This is a genomic window from uncultured Psychrobacter sp., assembly GCF_947500265.1.
Taxonomy (GTDB): Bacteria; Pseudomonadota; Gammaproteobacteria; order Pseudomonadales; family Moraxellaceae; genus Psychrobacter.
In genome coordinates, this window is sequence record NZ_CANMRN010000003.1 from 384003 (window position 1) to 402758 (window position 18756).

The window sequence follows — 18756 nt, forward strand, 5'->3', positions numbered from 1 at the left end:
CTTATAGATTAGCAATGTTCGTCTCTAAAAAACGTTCATTTTAGTAATAATATCGGTAGGTTATGTAAAGTTTGTAGTAACTGTTGATATCTCATACCTCTTTTTCTTTAATAGATGATATTTTCGAAATAGAATTATATTCCTGAATACAGTGTTATTTAACTGAGAGTTCTTAAACTAAGCGCTTTTTACCTGAATGTGCTTTTATTGAATACTCTTTTACTGAACGCTACTCTTCTAACTGTATGCAGAACTATTTTAAATTTCTCACGTTATATGTGATGTTGTATGTGAAGTTGGCTGCAAACTATAAACTGTAGCGACCTCACAAACCCCTAACCTAATCAAACGACTTGGTTTATAGTTTACTATCCACTTATTCTCAAATCTATTAAGGACAATACATATGGATACCAATACGGATACTGAAAATCCTACACAAAAAACCAGCGGCGACACACGCCCTTATGCAGTTGTTCTATATGGTGCGACAAGCTTCGTCGGTCAGATCACTGCCCACTATTTAACCAATTTTTTATCAAATAATAAGAACGAAGATGGCTCAAACGTATCATGGGCGATCGCAGGTCGCGATGAAGATAAGCTCAATAAGTTACAGGCCAAACTTGAGAGCAAGGTAGACATTATCATTGCTAACAGTAACGATGCTGCTAGCCTTGATAAGATGACCAAACAAACTCAAGTCATCATCTCTACTGTAGGCCCATATCTGAAATATGGTGAGCCACTGATTAAATCCTGTGCTGAAAACGGTACAGATTATGTCGATCTTACTGGTGAGGCCATTTTTATCAAAGATATGATGGACAAGTACCAAGATACTGCCAAGCAAAGTGGTGCCCGTATTGTTAACTCTTGTGGTTTTGACTCTATCCCGTCAGATTTGGGCGCGTACTTTACCCAAGCCAAAGCAGAAGAAAAGTTCGGCGAGACCTGTAATGTCATCCATATGCGTGTCAAAGCAGCGAAAGGTGGTATCTCAGGCGGTACTATCGCATCGATGGCATCAATATTTGAAGAAGCTGGCGAAGATAAATCACGTCGCAAACAAGTGGCCAATCCTTACTTGTTAAACGATGATACCGATGTACCAAACGTACGTCAGGACAATGTCAGCAAACCAGTATATGACAGCAATCATAAGCGCTGGTTAGCACCGTTCGTCATGGCCACCATCAATACGCGTATCGTCCATCGCACTAACCAATTACTCAGCTATGAGTACGGTCGCGATTTTAAATATGACGAAGCAATGTGGATGAAAGATGGCGTCAAAGGAAAACTGTCTAGCTATGCTATGAGCGCAGGTTTATTGGGCTTTGCCACTGCGATGATGATCAAACCAAGTCGCGAGTTACTATCCAAGCACGTTTTACCAAAAGCTGGCTCAGGCCCTTCTAAGGACGAGCAAGAAAACGGCTACTTTGATATTCGTCACTTTGGACAAACCGCCAAAAATGACACTATTACCGTTAAAGTAACAGGTGATAGAGATCCTGGTTACGGCAGTACTTCTCGCATGATTTCGCAGGCGGCATTATGTCTAGCACAAGATATCAGCAAAGAGGACGTTGGCGGTGGGTTCTGGACACCAGCATCTGCGATGGGAGATAAGCTGATAACACGCTTAGAAGCGCATTCTGGTCTTAGCTTTGAAGTGATTGATAGTTAATCTATCACATGATGACAAAAGCTTAGTATTTTTATAACCGTATCTTAGTTTCGAGATACGGTTTTTTATTACCTACTTTAAAATTTCAGCTAGGATTAAATTGAGAACAACGTATTTTTTTGGTGAACAATGTTTCTGTTTACCGATTATTTAATACTTTATGATACTAACCATTAATCCAATATTGCTACTATCGTTTTACAGATATTGTAGAAAAATTATATGTAAACATTAGTTTAATAAAGTATATGTTATTAAAGGATTTATATAATAGAACTTAAGAATTATCTAAACACTGGCTTTAAATTATAAACAAAAACTACTGATAAAAGTCTCTATAATACTGACAGATAGCACTAAAAAAACTATTAATAACAATCAGCTAAGTTTAAATAACAACTATAAGCAATCAAATATTCATATTTTTAATACTAGAGATGTCGGTAGATATTTATTCTTAGCAGACTCACTTATTAACAGCTTTAATAACACAATCAACCTTTGCTACCAATGAGTTTTTGAAAAACCTAGAAGTTAAAATATCAGCTAGACTTTAAGTATGACAGTTTCATAACGTCACAAGAAAACATTAAACTGTTAGAACATTAATGAGTTTGCTATTGAAATATAAACTACATCGTTGATAATTTGCATACAGTATTTACAGACACCTTTAAATAAAAACGGCTCATCATTAAATATGAGTTACTGTTTTTAACTATTGCTAATTATGTATCATGGAGTTTTATAATGAAAAAGAATGTTTTATCACTAATCGTCGGCGCTACCCTTGTATTACCAACTATGGCAATGGCAGCACCCGTTAACAATAGCGATCTAATGCCAGCAGATATGCGTAATGCTGCTGTCAAGAGCACTGTACAGGCCGAAATAGAAGGTCCTGACGGTGAGTTGTTAGCGACCCAACCTGGCGCTGTAGATGTCGAAGAGTCAAACACTGCTGATGTCGATATGGACATGGATAATGAAGCAGATGAAATGAACGACGAAACTGACGATATGAATAATGAAGCACGCGATGATAACGCAGCTTTGATGAACAACGCTCAAGTAATAACCGATGCGGCAGCAATGACTACTGCTACAACTGCTCAGGCCCCTGTACAGAACACTCAAGCGCCTAACATGCAACACAGCAATCCAGACTATCAGCCTTTGATCACTGGTGAAGCGGCTACTGAGAATAAAGTTGCAGATGCTGCTAGTACTTTGCAAGAAAAGAAAAAAGACAAGCGTGGTGAGTTATTAGCTACTCAGCCAGCAAACGTACAGTTCAAAGAAAACCGTCGTATCGCTGTATCACGCTAAGCAGATAGTTAGTTTGTTTGATTAGTTTGTAAGCGTACTAATTATATAAAAAGGCAGCCATATGGCTGCCTTTTTTGTTATACCAAATTATAAATTTTAGCTATTTTTATCAGTATTTATTTCTTAGTTTTAGTCACACCAGCTTCTTGTAATAAAGCGCCGAATGTACCCATTTTACTTGGGGCTTCAGCTTTAACATTTTTCACCAGCTTACTACGATTGCTCGCGTTGTCTTTATCCTGACGCTTACCACGTGGCTTAGACGGACGTTTGTCAGCAGCTGGACGGCTATTATTTGGACGGTCACTATTTGCATTATTATTGCGTGGACGACTGGTTTTCTCGCCATCTGTACTAGCTGTCGTAGACTTGGCAGCAGTACGGACAGGTTTTTCAGATTCAGGTTTCATGCTAAAGCCGATACGACCACGTTTCTCATCGATAGAGATAACCCGTACCGATACGATATCGCCAGGTTTGACACGGTTCATAGGATCTGCGACAAAGTCATTGGCCATCTGCGAGATATGTACCAGACCATCCTGATGCACACCGACATCAACGAAACAACCAAAGGCCGTTACGTTAGTGACTACCCCTTCTAACGTCATACCTTCACTCAAATCCTTGATGCTATTAACGTCATCACGGAAATTGGCTGTTTTAAATTCAGGACGAGGATCACGAGCAGGTTTAGCAAGCTCTTCGATAATAGCTTTTACGCTGACATTATCGTCGTTAGCAGCCAGTGTAGTCGTATCAATCGTATTTAGCACGCCATCATTACCGATGACTTCTGACAACGGCTTGCCCGCTTGTGCGAGTAAGCTATCAACCAATGCATAGCTCTCTGGATGCACACCAGTGGCATCTAATGAATTGCTACCATTATGAATACGCAAGAAACCAGCTGCCTGCTCAAATGTCTTAGCGCCTAGACGTGGGACATTTTTAAGCGCTTCACGGCTATCAAATGCACCGTGCTCTTTGCGATAGGTGACAATTTGCTGCGCTACATTGCGGTTAAGACCTGCGATGTGAGCTAAGATAGCTGGGCTGGCTGTATTCACATCCACACCCACGGCATTCACGCTATCTTGAGTTACTTTATCCAGACTGTCTGCAAGCTGGTTTTGATTGACGTCATGTTGATATTGACCCACACCAATGGCTTTTGGATCAACTTTAACAAGCTCTGACAATGGATCTTGCAAGCGACGCGCAATAGAAACTGCACCGCGTACAGAAACGTCTAGATTGGCCAGCTCATCACTAGCAAGTTCACTCGCTGAATAAACAGACGCGCCCGACTCATTAACGATAACCGCTTTGGCTTTTAATGCATCATTCGCAGCCAAAATCTCTTTGATCATCGCATCTGTTTCGCGACTTGCTGTACCATTACCGATAGCGACCAAATCAACGTTATAAGTACTCAACAGCGCATCGATGACTTTTTTGGCTTCATCCATCTTATTATCAGGTGCAAACGGATACACTGTCGCGATGACAGGTTTTTCTTCGTTATCTGACATCACATGACCTTGCGCATCGACGATGGCCATTTTTACGCCATGACGGATACCAGGATCGACACCCAAGATTACTTTAGGACCTGCAGGTGCAGACATTAGCAAATGCTGTAAGTTGCTAGCGAACACATCAATCGCATCCGCTTCTGCGGCTAAGCGCTTTTCAGTTAATAGGCGATGCTCGATATGCGGACGCCATTTGTCTTTCCACAAGCTACTGGCTGCCTCTGCCAAAAACTCACGGCGGGCTGCTGGTGCTTTGGCATCAACGTCAAAATGATTGATAATTTTTTCGATAAATGGTGCGTCTTCGCCTTCAATTTTTAGACCCAAGACGTTTTCTTGACGACCGCGTAACATTGCTAATAGGCGATGATTTGGCAGTCGAGCAAGGCTTTCGCTATGCTCAAAATAGTCTTTGAATTTTTCGCCAACTTCGCGCTTTTCTTCGCTCGCAACGCTCGATACGATACTGGCAGTTTTGGCAAAGCCACTGCGCAAGTTGTCCAACAAGCCCAATGCTTGTGTCCATTCATCAACGATAATCGCTTGTAAACCCGCGAGCTGTTTTTCGATATCGCTAAAATCAACTTCGATTTCATTACCACTGTCATCAGTGATACTTGACTGGACTTGATAATCAGCCAAGGCATCTGTCGGAGTGATTTCTTGGGTCAAGACCGCTTGGGCAGCAGTATCAAGACCAGCGGCGCGAGCTTTGGCAGCAGGTGAACGACGACGCGGACGATATGGCAGATAGATATCTTCAAGCTCAAGCTTAGACGCCGCATTATCGATACGCGTCTGTAGCTCGTCAGTCAGATTGCCCTGTGTGCTTAGCAGCTCAGTAATTTTGAGTCGACGTGTTGCCATGTCACGCTCATAATTAAGAGACTTCTCTAAAGCACGCAGCTGCGCATCATCAAGATTCTGAGTCTTTTCTTTGCGGTAACGCGCAATAAAAGGAACCGTCGCGCCTTCATCATAAAGTTTGACAAACGCATTGACTTGAGCAGTCTTAATGCCAAGCGCGCGAGCAAGCTTGTCGTGAATATTCGCGTGTGTGGTTGCATCTAAAACCTGTGCATTTGTCGAGGTTTGAGATGACGTTAAGGTATCAGTGCTACTCATATACGTATCAATCGTTGAGAAATGTAGCTTTGCATTATAGCAAAAGCTGCATGAATAAAAATCCTTTTTATCTTTTCGTTATTTATTGCGCATTTTAGGACGCAAATCGTTCTATATCACACATCCTATGGACTTGTTAAACAAACGCATACAGCATTTATTATCATGGGTGATGCAATTCTCGGTGCAATCTTATACACTAAAGTATCAATAACACAAATATTGATATGTGCTGACATATTGAACAATAGTTTTTAATTTTATGAAGTGCTTATTCGTAACCAATAATTAAATAATGATAATTAGTGGCAGTGTTTTTGCTCATAGCTATTTACTTGTAGTTTCTGATAACAATAATTTTTATAAAAGGATGCCTGTATGACTGATAACAACAGCCCTGACACGTTGACTCAGCGTATTTTAGTCGTCGATGACGACGCTCGTCTGCGCTCTTTGTTGCAACGCTTCCTAGAAGACGACGGCTTTGTCGTTCGTACCGCTCATGATGGCAGTCAGATGGACAAACTCATGCAACGTGAGCTTTTCTCTTTGGTAGTGCTCGATTTAATGTTACCAGGCGAAGACGGTATCAGTATCTGTAAGCGTCTGCGTGAAGACAATGCGGATATTCCTATCATTATGCTGACTGCCAAAGGTGGCGATGCAGACCGTATCGCCGGTCTAGAAGCGGGTGCAGATGATTATCTGCCTAAGCCTTTTAACCCAAAAGAGCTATTGGCTCGTATCAAAGCAGTACTGCGTCGTCAAAACCGTGAGTTGCCAGGTGCGCCAAGTCATCAAATGGAAGTGGTCGAGTTTGGTCCATGGACATTAGATCTATCGACTCGTACGCTCAAACGTGATGGTAACGTAGTCACTTTGACGACAGGTGAGTTTTCAGTACTAAAGGCGCTCGTACAGCATCCACGTGAGCCATTGACCCGTGATAAGTTGATGAACCTTGCTCGTGGTCGTGAATGGGGTGCGATGGAGCGCTCTATCGACGTCCAAGTATCGCGTCTGCGTCGTCTGATTGAAGACAACCCTTCACAAGCACGTTATATCCAGACCGTCTGGGGCGTTGGCTATGTGTTCGTTCCTGATGAAGCTGAGGTAGAAACAATCAAGAGCGAATAACTTTTTACTGATCTAATTCCTTTTAATATAGGCCGTGTTTGGCTACTCTCAAACACGTGCCAATATGATGAGCCTATTTGTGGAAAACCCTATTATTTTTCAAAACATACCCTGCACGTTAGTGACAGGGTTTTTAGGCGCTGGCAAAACCACCGTAATTAATCAATTACTGGCCTCGAAACCTGATGACGAGCGCTGGGCTCTCTTAATCAATGAGTTTGGTCGTATCGGTATTGATGGCGCACTCCTAGCAAGCTCCCAAGATAACGAGCTTGAGCAAAAAAATATTGCAATTCGTGAGGTCAGTGGTGGCTGTATTTGCTGCACCAGTCAGCTGCCCTTACAAATTGCAATCAGTCGTCTACTCAGTGAGCATCATCCACAGCGATTATTAATCGAGCCCACAGGATTGGCACATCCACGTGAGCTGATACTACAACTTAGTGCGCCGCACTGGCAAACTGCCCTAAAAATGAATGCTGTGATAACCGTACTGAGTGGCGAGCAGTGGCAACAGATCAAGTATCGTGACCATGATGGTTTTAAAGCGCATGTCCGTGATACCGATGTGCTGATAATCAATCGTTATGTCCAATTAGATACTAGCGAAAAACAAGTCTTAGTAGAATGGATAACCAAGCTAAATTCACAAGTAAAAATCATTTGGGCAGCATCAGGACTAACGGCACCTGAGACAACAGACTCATCAGATGTCCATTCACCAGATAAGTTTGTAGCAAATAAACTTGTAGCAGATGCATACTCGTCTACTTTAAACGACCAACTGAATAAGCCCAGCTCTATCATTTCGAATCAACGAAAAGTCAGTATCTCTAATCCTAAAAAATCGATGATTGGTTTACAGTCTCAAGCCAATTCTTTAGCAACTGTACCATCATTGAGTGCATCTATAGATGAGACCGACACTCAGGCTAGTGCTAATAGTGATCTGCCGTATCGCTACCATGAAGAGCAGCAAGATTTTCAATTGGCTGGATGGCGACTACCTGCACACTACATACTAAACGCTGACGATTTACAGAATTGGTTATTAGCACTGCCAAACTGGCAACGTATCAAAGGCGTGGTACATACTTCTGACGGCTGGATACAGATCAATTTTAACCCTGATAGTCTAACCACCAGAACCATTGATCCACAGACTGATAGTCGATTGGAAATTATTTTGCAATTAGACAATGCCGTCGATACAGCTATAGCAAAAACAGAAAGTAAGGTTAATATTGAAACGTCATCGGCCTTGATAAATTGGGAAGAGTGCGACCTTGAACTGATGGCGCTGGTCATATAGCAGTAGACATAAAAAACGAACATTGCTATTTTATCTAGCAATGTCCGCCCTTTCTTTTTTCAACATAATTAACTATTTTTTAACGCAATTGACTGTCTTTACTGCCACGGCGATTAAATAGCTCAGCCGCTTTTGCTTCTTGTTCAAGCTCCGTCTGGCAACTGACACAATGCTGAATACCAGGCACCGCCAGTCGCCTTGCCTCTGGAATAGGCTTACCACATTCATCACACAGCTCAGCACTTACACCTGTCGGTAACGAACGTCGCGCTCGCTCCAATGCTTCATTGACCGTTGCATCCATCTGTTCGTGCTCAGCACCATCTCTTGACCAGCCACCTGCCATAATTTTATCCTATTTTTTATTCATTATAATTAGACAATACAAATGTCTTTAATAACAAAAAGATGGGGCTAACTATGGTTAATTGCAACCTGCGATAGTGTATAAAACTACTCATAAAGAATGACGTAATCAATTCACAAATTTTGCTACTAATCTTTAGGTTGTAACTCAATGACTTGACCACGCACGCCAATACTTTCGTCACTCATCAAACAGACATAACCTGCCATGATATCTTCAGGTGTTTTTAAGCTCATCGGGTTTTCACCCGGATACGCATGGGCGCGCATATTAGTACGAGTACCACCTGGATTAACACAGTTAAAACGCAGATTCGTGGTATTTTGGGTTTCTTGAGTAAAGATATCGCTCATACCTTCTACTGCTTGTTTTGATAGCGCATAAGCACCCCAAAATGCGCGAGGATGCGTGCCGACTGTACTAGAAGTAAAAACGATAGAGCCATGATCGGCATCTTTTAGCAGTGGTAGCAACGCTTGAGTGAGCATAAAGGTCGCTGTAAAATTGACCTTCATGACTTGGGCGAAAGTATCGACGTCATACATCTCAAGCGGCGTCAGTTGTCCTAATACACCAGCATTATGTAAGATACCATCTAACTGGCCGACTTCTTTATTAATTAGCCCTTCGAGTTGCTGCATTTCAGCGTAAGTTGCCCCTTCTAGATTCATCGGCAACATAGCAGGCTGCTTACAACCAAGGCTCTCAATCTCATCGTAGACGTATTCAAGCTTGCTACTAGTGCGTCCTAACAATAAGACAGTGGCGCCATAACGCGCATAAGTCAATGCCGCAACACGACCAATACCATCGCCTGCTCCAGTCACTAAAATAGTCTTACCATCTAGGCAGTCACTTGGCGGTACAAAGCTACGAATATCATCATGAGTCAAAGGCTGAATAGGACTTTGAACAGTTTTTTTATTGTCTTGTGGATCGACTGGTTGATTATTATTGTCACTCATGGCATTGCTCACTACTTATCATTAAATCGTTGAGGATATGTGCTTATGGTTGTAAATCTGGTGATATATAGCAGTCTATAAATACTCAAATTTACCAGACGATAGCAGCAATTTATTTAGCTGCTCAGGCGTATCCGCAATATAGTCGGCGCCCCATTTTTTTAAAGACTTTTGATCTTCAGGTGGAATATATCCATAAGCGGCCAAAATCGTTGGCATGCCAGCGGCGTTGCCAGCTTCAATATCACGTACATGGTCACCGACATAGAGTACGCAGCCTGCCGCGCCTCGAGGGATACCGAGTTTTTCTAGCGCCATATACATTGGCTCTGGGTCTGGTTTGGTACGTGATACATCATCTGGACAGACCAAAACCGCACAGCGTTGATCCAGTTGCATCTCACTTAATAGCTTTTCGGCTAAATAACGTGGCTTGTTGGTAACGATACCCCACGGCACGCCTTTTGCTTCAAGCTCTATCAGAGCCGCTTCAAGCGCCTGAAACACACAGCTATCGACACAGATATCTGCTTCATAATCATCTAAGAACTGCTGACGAAACTCAAGCAACGCTTCCTCGCTGACTTCGAGTTGATCGTTATGTCTTAGCATCAATTGCACCATGGCCGAGGCACCCGCAGAGACTTGCTCGCGGATTTCCGCTTCAGGCGGTGCCTGCCAATCATTTTCGAGACTCATTTTACCAATAATACGAACAAAATCAGCAGCAGTATCGATTAATGTCCCATCAAGGTCAAATAAAACAGCTTTTACAAATTGGGTCATAGTGAATGCTCTTGAGATTGATGATGTGTTTAGTGAAAGTATGGCAGATAAATGGCTGCGTGCAGCATCAAGCCAGTGGCTTTTGTACGGCTATCATATAATTAACATCGACGTTTTGGGCAAGCCAGTAGCGTTTGGTCAGCGGATTATAATGCAAACCGATAATATCCTGACGAACAAATCCAGTATTGAGTGCCATTTTGTCTAATTCTGCTGGCGTAATAAATTTAGCATAGTCATGGGTGCCGCGATCAAGCAACCGCAGTACATACTCTGCACCAACGATGGCAAACAGATAAGACTTAGGATTGCGATTAATCGTTGATAACACACAGACACCGCCAGGAGCCAATAACTCATAACAAGCCTGCACAATCGAGCTAGGATCTGGCACGTGCTCTAGCATCTCCATACAAGTCACCACATCAAACTGACCAGCATGTGTTTTTGCCAACTCTTCAACGGGTATATGTTGATAACGAAGCGTATTCTCTAACTGGCTTTGCTCTGCATGTAACGCAGCAGCTTTTAGGTTTTCTGTACCTAAATCAATCCCTGTCACATCAGCACCGCGGCGAGCCATAGATTCTGACAATATTCCGCCGCCGCACCCTACATCGAGTACTTTTTTGCCAGCAAGTCCTTGCTCAGCGATTTTATTAGCAGCGTTTTGATAGCCACGTTTGACATTTTCTTCTATCCAGTTTAAACGTAATGGATTGATCTCGTGTAGCGTTGCAAACGCCCCTGTATTGCTCCACCACTCACTCGCCAAGTTATTAAATTTTTCGACTTCGCTAGGATCTACGTTGATGGTGTTAGACTCTGTACTATTGAAAGCGCTATTATTATTTTGATCATTTGAAGTTGATGAAGAATTTAAAGCAGAGCTCATGGTATATTCCTTGATTGTCACTATCGTTATTATCGTTTACAGTGCACGATTATGTGCTTAATATTAGCATGAGAGTAGCAGTTTTGTCGTAAGCACATCGTCACCGATTGTGAATAGGCTTAAACTTTACCCTGTTTTTTGGGCAGTATCTCAATATAGAAAAGATACGTATCTTCGTGACAATATCGCATCCTGATACTTTTAAATCTCTTAAACTCCATATAGAAATAAAGCAGACGTTTGAGAAACAGTAGGTTCAGAAAGTAACAAGCAATATACCTTAAATAATAGCTAACAGCTTTACAACTATCGGTTAAGAATGCGATTCACAAGTACATACATTTTACGTTATCATAGTCGATACTTTGCTATTGTTAGATTATACTCGACACTGTCTGGTTTAGACGCTTTAAGAGTTATATATTTTAAAGTGTCACATATTTAACAACCATATAGACGTCAACCTCTTAACCCATTCTAAGTCTCCACACCTCAAGGATAAAGTATGAAACGTGTCATCACACTGACTGGTCTAGCCATGGCCATTGGACTTGCCTCTATGGGCGCACAAGCTGCAGACTATGTCGCTGGAAAAGATTACCGTGTGCTAGACAACCCAGAGAAAATCAGCGGTGATGCTATCATTGTTCGTGAGTTCTTTTGGTATGGTTGCCCACATTGTAATGCGCTCAACCCGCACATGGAAAAATGGGCAAAAACCAAAGACAAAGACGTGGCATTCTTCAAGACACCAGCGGCACTTAACCCTGTTTGGGAAGCCAATGCTCGCGGTTTCTATGCGGCTCAGCTTTTAGGCTTTGAAAGCAAAACTCATGACGCATTATTTGATGCTATTCATAAAGATGGCAAAAAACTGTTTGATCAAGCGTCACTAAGCAAATGGTATGCATCAAAAGGCGTTGATGAAAAGAAATTTGACAGCCTATATAACTCATTCGCTGTTGGTACAAAAATTGGTCGCTCTCAAGAAGGCGCCAAACGTTATCAAATCACTGGTGTTCCATCTGTCGTGGTACAAGGCAAATATGTGGTAACTGGCGAAAACGCTAAAGTCGCTAAAGTTGTTGACTATTTAGTTGACAAAACTCGCGCTGAAAAGAAATAATTCAAGCCATAAGTACTTGAATAACTCACATGACGTATAGCACATTTGTATGTCGTGTACAAAAAAGCCAATCATAAATTGATTGGCTTTTTTGCATCTTAACCTTTTAGCTATACGTCTTTTAATTACTCATTTTTTAATTGCTAGTCTTTCAACTAATAAAATTCTAATTAATAGATTTCTAGCTTGGTATATAGATGTTATTTCTTCAGCTGCGATAAAATAGCCACTTCACGAATATAACTCGCCAAATCTGCTTTAGATTCTGCCAGCAACTCGTCATCTTGCATATGTTTGGCATATTCTATCCACAATAGTAATTGATACATACTATGGTGCTCAGAAGCTTTATATTGCTTCACAAACTGCTTGAGCGTACCTTCATCATTGATATTCAGGCGCTCGTACCAGCTCTCTATTTTTGAGACTTGTTCTTTAGGAAAAAACGCATCAAATAATACCTTTATCAGCTCATGGCGATTTTCTTCAATCATCAGCTTACCAACACGTTTGGTCTGACGGTTGCGAGCATTGGCGCTAGTAATATCAGCCAATGCCATTAGCTCTGCCATAAAATAATCACTGGCAGGTAAGGCTTTTAGCTGTTTTTTCGATAAGCTAGCAAGCGGTATAGATAATTGCTGCAAGCGCTCATGGGCTTTTTTGAGTTCTGTGCGCGAAACGCGCATATCCTGTTCTTTCCAGTCGATCATAAAAGCTTTCCAAAATAATAATTAATAAATTAAATAGTGTCTGATATCACTACCAGCGACTTTTTTCGCGGTGTTTCGCCAATACCTTCACACCTTTAGGCATAGTGTCAGCAAGGCGGCGTTGTAGATGATCAGTGATAAAAACAGAGCGATGTTTGCCGCCCGTACAGCCTATGGCAACCGTGACCGTATGACGATTATTGTGCAAAAACTCTGGTAGCCAACGGGTCAAAAACTTATCGATATCACCCATCATTTCTGCTACTTCTGGATAATCTGAAAAGAATGCGCCTACTTCGGTATCCAGACCTGTCGAGTCACGTAACTCAGGGTTCCAGTGCGGATTCGGTAAAATTCTAACATCGAATACAAAGTCAGCATCGATAGGGCTACCGTATTTAAAACCGAAAGACAGTAGATTGATGAAAATCTGGTTGTCCATGCCTATGTGTTCACGCAAGTTGTCTTTTAACTGATGGATATTTAGGCTACTGGTATCAATCCTAATATCAGCGTGACTAGCAATTGGCTCTAATAGCTCAACTTCTTTTTTGATAGCAGCAGGTAAGTTGAAAGTAACATGCTTAGCATTATCACTATCGATATCTTGTGACATTAGCGGATGTACGCGGCGCGTCGCATTGAAACGAGCTATCAGCGTACTCTCTTGTGCAGTCACATATAAAATCTGTACCGCATGAGACCCATAAGTCTCCTTGAGAGAAGCATACGTTACTGCAAAGTTAGATAAATCAGCACGTGGCGTTCGAATATCGACACCCAGCGCAATACGATGAATGCCGCTTTCATTGACCAGTTTATGAGCAGCATTAGGTAACAAAGACAGCGGTAGGTTATCAATAGAGTAATAGCCTAGATCTTCTAAGATATTCAATACTGAGGTTTTACCAGATCCTGAACGCCCTGAGACCACCAATATACTGAGCTTATTCGTAGACGTCTGATCCGCTATCGTTGCTGCTGCATTACTATTTTGATCCTGACTTACACCCATGATCTACTCATCCAAGTCTATTGTATCTAGTCTACTGCTATATCATAAAAGCTAATTTACCACTACCAACTGATTGTCTAACAAACGCGCTTTTCCTAGCCACGCTGCAACTAAAATAACGATATTTTTGTTTTCTATATTAAAGGCTTTAGAGTCACTTACGACAGAACCTAACTCCTCAGTCTTTATTTCAAGATAATCAATAATAAAACCTGCGTCACTAATACGTGTTCGCGTATCTACTAATAGTTGGTCAAATGCTTGCTGACTAGGAGTCGTACTTTTCAAGCTCTGTGCTAATTCTTGCAATGCTTGATGTAATACAGGAGCTACTTGACGCTCATTTGCACTTAAGTATTGATTACGCGATGATAGCGCTAAGCCATCATCAGCACGAACAATAGGCGCACCAATGATATTAATAGGATAACTCAAGTCACGTACCAATTGCTTAATGATAGCAAGCTGCTGATAGTCTTTTTGTCCAAATACTGCCACATCTGGTTGTACGATATTGAATAGTTTAGCGACAACAATACCAACACCATCAAAGTGTCCAGGACGCGATTGACCACACAACTGATTGGCAATAGCACCAGCCAACACAGCAGTAGGTGGTGGTAATACTGGATACATCGCATCAATGCTAGGTGCAAACACGTAATCTGCATCCACTGTCGCAAGCTTGGCCACATCTGCATCTAATGTACGCGGATAGCTGTCAAAATCTTCCCCAACGCCAAACTGAGTAGGGTTAACGAAGATACTGACCACCACTACATCCGCATGCTGTTTGGCAATTTTTACCAGCTCAAGATGACCGTCATGTAGATTACCCATCGTTGGTACTAGCGCAATGCGCTGCTGACGGACTTGTTTGTCACTTTGCTGACCACGATAAGGCTGAAGCGCTTCACGTAGTGACGAAATATCATGATAAATAATTGGAAACATGATTACTTTTCTTCTATTCAAACGTTCTGTTGTTCAATAGCTTAAATAACTTTGATAACTTCAAAATCAGCTAAATTGGTGCTGCTCATTCGGGAAGCTACCTTCGCGTACTGAATGCTGATAGAGCGCAAAAGCACCTTCGATACTGTGTGTACTATTACGCTCATCTGTTAAAAAGTCATGAATAAAACGTGGCACTCGGCCATGCGCCATACCTAGCATGTCATGCATAACCAATACCTGACCATCAGTATTGGCACCAGCACCAATACCAATGACTGGCACGGCAACAGCTTCAGTAACGGCTTTTGCAAGCGCAGCTGGAACACATTCTAATACTAGCAGTGCAGCGCCAGCGTCAACGACTGCCTTAGCATCGGCAAGCAGTTTATCAGCCGCTTCATCACCGCGACCTTGAATTTTATAGCCACCAAACACGTTGACTGATTGTGGAGTCAAACCAAGATGCACACAAGTTGGTGTACCTGCTTGCGCCAAGGCCGTTACTAATTCACAAAGCTCACTACCACCTTCGATTTTTATGACATGCGCCCCTGCTTGCATTAGCGTGCGGCTATTAGCAACGGCTTCTGGTAGTGTCACATAACTCATGAACGGTAGATCAGCCAATATCAACGCGTGCTTGTTACTACGGGCAATATTGGCAGTGTGATAAGCCATATCATTGACTGTCACAGGTAATGTTGAGTCATGGCCTTGTACAACCATGCCCAAGCTATCCCCAATTAAAATCGTATCAATTTCGGCCTTTTCCATCATTCGTGCAAACATCGAGTCATAACAGGTCAAGCAAGTGAACTTGGTACCGTCTTTTTTAAACTTATTTAGAGTAGATAATGTCGTCATATGACCCTCAATTAATCTGCAATGCCTTTGATTATCAATATTGCTACTATCAGAGCTAGACTTGAAATACGTTAGATGAATCTTTCAAACATTTAACATCTATCACCTTAGCATCAGTTACTTATAATCAATCGCTTGATAGTAATGTTAAACCTGTCCAATCGCGACTTTGTGAATAGTCACCTATCGACTTGCCCGCGATGGTTAAGTTTGGTGCCAACTCTCGCAGTGGTATTAAGACAAAATTGCGCTCATTTAAGCCAGCGTGCGGTACTGTTAGTGTTGGATCAGTAATCTGTGTCTCGCCGTATAGCAAAATATCAACATCTAGACTACGTTCACCCCAACGGCGCAAACGTGCTCGCTTAGCCCTGCTCTCTAACTGCTGACAAAAAGTAAGCAGCTCATAAGGGGCAAATGTTGTCTCAAAACTAGCTACTGCATTAACAAAATCTGGCTGGTCTTGTGGACCCATCGGTGCTGAAGCGTAAAAAGAAGAGACACTTACTTTACGTACCTGCTCATGTGCTCGCATCATTGCAAGCGCCTGCCGCAAATGATCGGCAGGCGAACCTAGCTCATTAGCGAGGTTGCTACCCAAGCCCACATAACAGGTAACCCAGTTACTATTATCTGTACTGTTATTCATATTATGCGCTTTCAGTACTAGGCTGACGGCGGCGGCGCTTCGATGGTACAGGGCCTTTGTTATCAGTTACTTTTATAGCAGGTATCTGATCGCTCGTATCTTGCTTCGCTTTAGTAGCCTTTGTAGTAGTTGCTTTCACCGATTTCTTGGCTCTCGCAGGTGCAGCAGTTTTTGTCGCGTCTTTGCTATCTACTGCCTTGCTACCTACTTCCTTTACACTTTCAGTATCGCTTTTAGCAGTCGATTCAACTGCAGGCTTAGGCGCTTTTTTCACATACTTTGCCTTTGGCTGTGCTCGATTACTACTGTCCTTCGTGTCACTATTGCCTTGTACTTCAATGTTGCTCGCACCATCTACAGTAGGTTGACGACGGCGACGCTTATGCGGAATCGGCTCGTTATTCATACTAACTAACGCAGGTGATCTTGCGATCGAGCGAGCTGGTCTAGCCTGACTAGCTGATGCCTGAGTTTCTGGCTGGTTAGTATTAGACGGCTGAGTGCTACTATCTACGCGCTCAGCTTTAGCCGCTTGTTTTGGTGCATTTTGATTGGTTGATGCTGACTTTCTTACAGGTGCTTTGCTGCGCTTCGATGTATCATCAGCTGACAGTTGCTTCTGCAATGGCGGCACAACGTTCTCATGCTCAATAACAAATAACGGCTTAGGTTTTGCCTGTTGACTTGCCGATTGTTTGTTACTAGCAAGAGACAACTGCTGTAGTTGAGCAAGCTCGTTATTGTCTTGCTCAACTTGCTGTACGTTTTGTCTTCCGTTGTCAGTGCGGCCAGCTTTAGATTGGCTTGCAGCACGGCGACGACGGGCTGGAATATTTGACGAATCATTTACCATTGATTGCTCATTTCTACCTTTTTCAGGACGGTCATCGGCTTTATTTTGCTTTGTACTGTTCTGATTAGGTGTTGCGTTATCAGTAGTTTGTGTTTTTGATTCTTGACGATTACGTCCGCGCCCACGTTGCCCTTTTTTATAAGCACCTCGGCGAATATTTTCGTCAAATTCATTAATCGCCTGCTGCTGCTCTTGTTCAGACAAGGTTTGATACGTCTGCCACCAGTCACCCATATCGTTGGTTGACTCTGATAGCGGATGCTCTGCATCGCCACATTGCTCACGCAATAACAAAAAGTCAAAGCCCGCACGGAAACGCGGATGCTCTGATAGCTGAACGATTTGTTTGCTACGCGGGGCTGCAAGTTTCGGCTGCAATATCCAGATATCACGGATAAATTGCTCAGCAAATTTCGGAATAGCGGTTTTGATACGCTGACGGTCAATGACTTTACCAGCAGCATGCATTTGCGCTTCGGCAAACGGCATATTGCGTTTCTTGGCTTTTGCTAATTGATGTAGGTAATTTTCCCACAGTAAGGCAGCATAAAAGAACGCAGGGTTGATACTCTTGCCCGCCGCAATACGCTTATCGGTGTTGATAGCTACCTGATTGACTAAAGCACTTGGCTCAGACGGTGGATAGATAATGAGACTATCAATCGCACCTGATTCAAACAATAATGGCAATAGGGGTACTAAATAGCCACCAGTAAACATTTTTTGCGTTTCATCATAGAGACGATGCGGTGATATTTGCTCAAGCAGCGCCCAGTTTCCGTCATTAAATTGCGCGGACAATGCTTCATCAAAATCAAAACCTAACTTGGCTTTGAAACGTAAGGCACGGAGCAAGCGCACAGGATCTTCTTCGATACGTACTGGCGCATTGCCCAATAGACGAATGATTCTGTTATCAATATCATCAAGCGCGCCGCAGAAATCATGGACGATGCCTTTGAGCGGTTGATAATAAAGCGCATTAATAGAGAAATCGCGACGGGAGAAATCTTGTTGAATATCGCCCCAAACATTGTCGCGTAGAATCATACCGTCTTGATTGGTATTAGCATCACTGGTTGGTGGACCACGGAAAGTAGCAACTTCAATCAACTCGCGACCTGAATACACATGCGCTAACTGGAAGCGGCGACCGATAATGCGGCAGCGCTTACCAAAGACATCTTTAATCTCATGCGGCTTGGCATCAGTGACGGCATCAAAGTCTTTCGGGCGCAGACCTAATAAAGTATCGCGCACACCACCACCGACGATATACGCATCAAACCCAGCACGGGTCAATGTGGCAATCACTTCAGTAATGGAATTGGGTAATTCAGATTTGTTCAGTTCTAACTGCTTGGCGGCACGCTCGGCCATGCATCTACTCCTCGCCGGTATTCTTTAACTACCCCTGAATAACACAGCGTTT

Annotated in this window: 16 protein-coding genes; 5 read left to right on the top strand and 11 right to left on the bottom strand. The window is 42.6% G+C overall.

Translation table 11 applies throughout. The features are described 5' to 3' along the window. Nucleotides 1-406: 406 nt before the first annotated feature. Both Q0788_RS06545 and Q0788_RS06550 read left to right on the top strand, forming a co-directional pair. On the top strand, nt 407-1693 hold the full coding sequence (locus tag Q0788_RS06545) for a saccharopine dehydrogenase NADP-binding domain-containing protein (RefSeq protein WP_298808886.1): 1287 nt from the start codon (nt 407-409) through the stop codon (nt 1691-1693). A 750-nt stretch (nt 1694-2443) separates the two neighbouring features. Beyond that, the gene (locus Q0788_RS06550) at nt 2444-3022 is read left to right on the top strand and encodes a hypothetical protein (RefSeq protein ID WP_298808888.1); all 579 of its coding nucleotides are present in this window, start codon (nt 2444-2446) and stop codon (nt 3020-3022) included. A gap of 116 nt (nt 3023-3138) precedes the next feature. Here the strand turns inward: Q0788_RS06550 and Q0788_RS06555 are convergent, their stop codons facing one another. Continuing rightward, complete coding sequence (locus Q0788_RS06555; RefSeq protein ID WP_298808890.1) at nt 3139-5685, bottom strand: Tex family protein; 2547 nt, start codon at nt 5683-5685, stop codon at nt 3139-3141. A gap of 378 nt (nt 5686-6063) precedes the next feature. On the opposite strand from Q0788_RS06555, the gene ompR reads away from it, so the two are divergent. Continuing rightward, entirely contained in the window at nt 6064-6822 is a 759-nt protein-coding gene (ompR, locus tag Q0788_RS06560; protein ID WP_057757943.1) for a two-component system response regulator OmpR, read from the top strand. 67 nt (nt 6823-6889) lie between these two features. Next, entirely contained in the window at nt 6890-8134 is a 1245-nt protein-coding gene (locus Q0788_RS06565) for a GTP-binding protein (RefSeq protein WP_367179714.1), read from the top strand. 79 nt (nt 8135-8213) lie between these two features. Here the strand turns inward: Q0788_RS06565 and Q0788_RS06570 are convergent, their stop codons facing one another. The 4 genes from Q0788_RS06570 to ubiG form a co-directional block, all read right to left on the bottom strand. Next, a complete protein-coding gene (locus tag Q0788_RS06570) occupies nt 8214-8480 on the bottom strand; it encodes a DksA/TraR family C4-type zinc finger protein (protein ID WP_298808895.1) in 267 nt (88 codons plus the stop codon). Between the two features lie 149 nt (nt 8481-8629). Beyond that, on the bottom strand, nt 8630-9466 hold the full coding sequence (locus Q0788_RS06575) for a YciK family oxidoreductase (protein ID WP_298808897.1): 837 nt from the start codon (nt 9464-9466) through the stop codon (nt 8630-8632). Nucleotides 9467-9541: 75 nt separating this feature from the next. Then, nucleotides 9542-10252, bottom strand: a complete 711-nt coding sequence (locus Q0788_RS06580; RefSeq protein WP_298808899.1) for an HAD family hydrolase — start codon at nt 10250-10252, stop codon at nt 9542-9544. 67 nt (nt 10253-10319) lie between these two features. Next, a complete protein-coding gene (gene ubiG, locus Q0788_RS06585) occupies nt 10320-11147 on the bottom strand; it encodes a bifunctional 2-polyprenyl-6-hydroxyphenol methylase/3-demethylubiquinol 3-O-methyltransferase UbiG (RefSeq protein WP_298808901.1) in 828 nt (275 codons plus the stop codon). Nucleotides 11148-11652: 505 nt separating this feature from the next. On the opposite strand from ubiG, the gene Q0788_RS06590 reads away from it, so the two are divergent. After that, complete coding sequence (locus tag Q0788_RS06590; protein ID WP_298808903.1) at nt 11653-12273, top strand: thiol:disulfide interchange protein DsbA/DsbL; 621 nt, start codon at nt 11653-11655, stop codon at nt 12271-12273. A 200-nt stretch (nt 12274-12473) separates the two neighbouring features. Here the strand turns inward: Q0788_RS06590 and yjgA are convergent, their stop codons facing one another. The 6 genes from yjgA to pcnB all read right to left on the bottom strand — a co-directional run bounded on the left by yjgA (nt 12474) and on the right by pcnB (nt 18704). Next, on the bottom strand, nt 12474-12986 hold the full coding sequence (yjgA, locus tag Q0788_RS06595; protein WP_298808905.1) for a ribosome biogenesis factor YjgA: 513 nt from the start codon (nt 12984-12986) through the stop codon (nt 12474-12476). Nucleotides 12987-13035: 49 nt separating this feature from the next. Then, nucleotides 13036-14001 (bottom strand): RNase adapter RapZ, encoded by a 966-nt coding sequence (gene rapZ, locus Q0788_RS06600; RefSeq protein ID WP_298808907.1) that lies wholly within the window; start codon nt 13999-14001, stop codon nt 13036-13038. 51 nt (nt 14002-14052) lie between these two features. Continuing rightward, nucleotides 14053-14955: a pantoate--beta-alanine ligase gene (gene panC / locus Q0788_RS06605; protein WP_298808910.1), complete on the bottom strand. Its 903-nt coding sequence runs from the start codon at nt 14953-14955 to the stop codon at nt 14053-14055. A 66-nt stretch (nt 14956-15021) separates the two neighbouring features. After that, nucleotides 15022-15822: a 3-methyl-2-oxobutanoate hydroxymethyltransferase gene (gene panB / locus Q0788_RS06610; protein WP_298808912.1), complete on the bottom strand. Its 801-nt coding sequence runs from the start codon at nt 15820-15822 to the stop codon at nt 15022-15024. 127 nt (nt 15823-15949) lie between these two features. Then, a complete protein-coding gene (folK, locus tag Q0788_RS06615; RefSeq protein WP_298808913.1) occupies nt 15950-16471 on the bottom strand; it encodes a 2-amino-4-hydroxy-6-hydroxymethyldihydropteridine diphosphokinase in 522 nt (173 codons plus the stop codon). A gap of 1 nt (nt 16472) precedes the next feature. Next, on the bottom strand, nt 16473-18704 hold the full coding sequence (gene pcnB, locus Q0788_RS06620; RefSeq protein ID WP_298808914.1) for a polynucleotide adenylyltransferase PcnB: 2232 nt from the start codon (nt 18702-18704) through the stop codon (nt 16473-16475). Between the last annotated feature and the right edge of the window lie 52 nt (nt 18705-18756).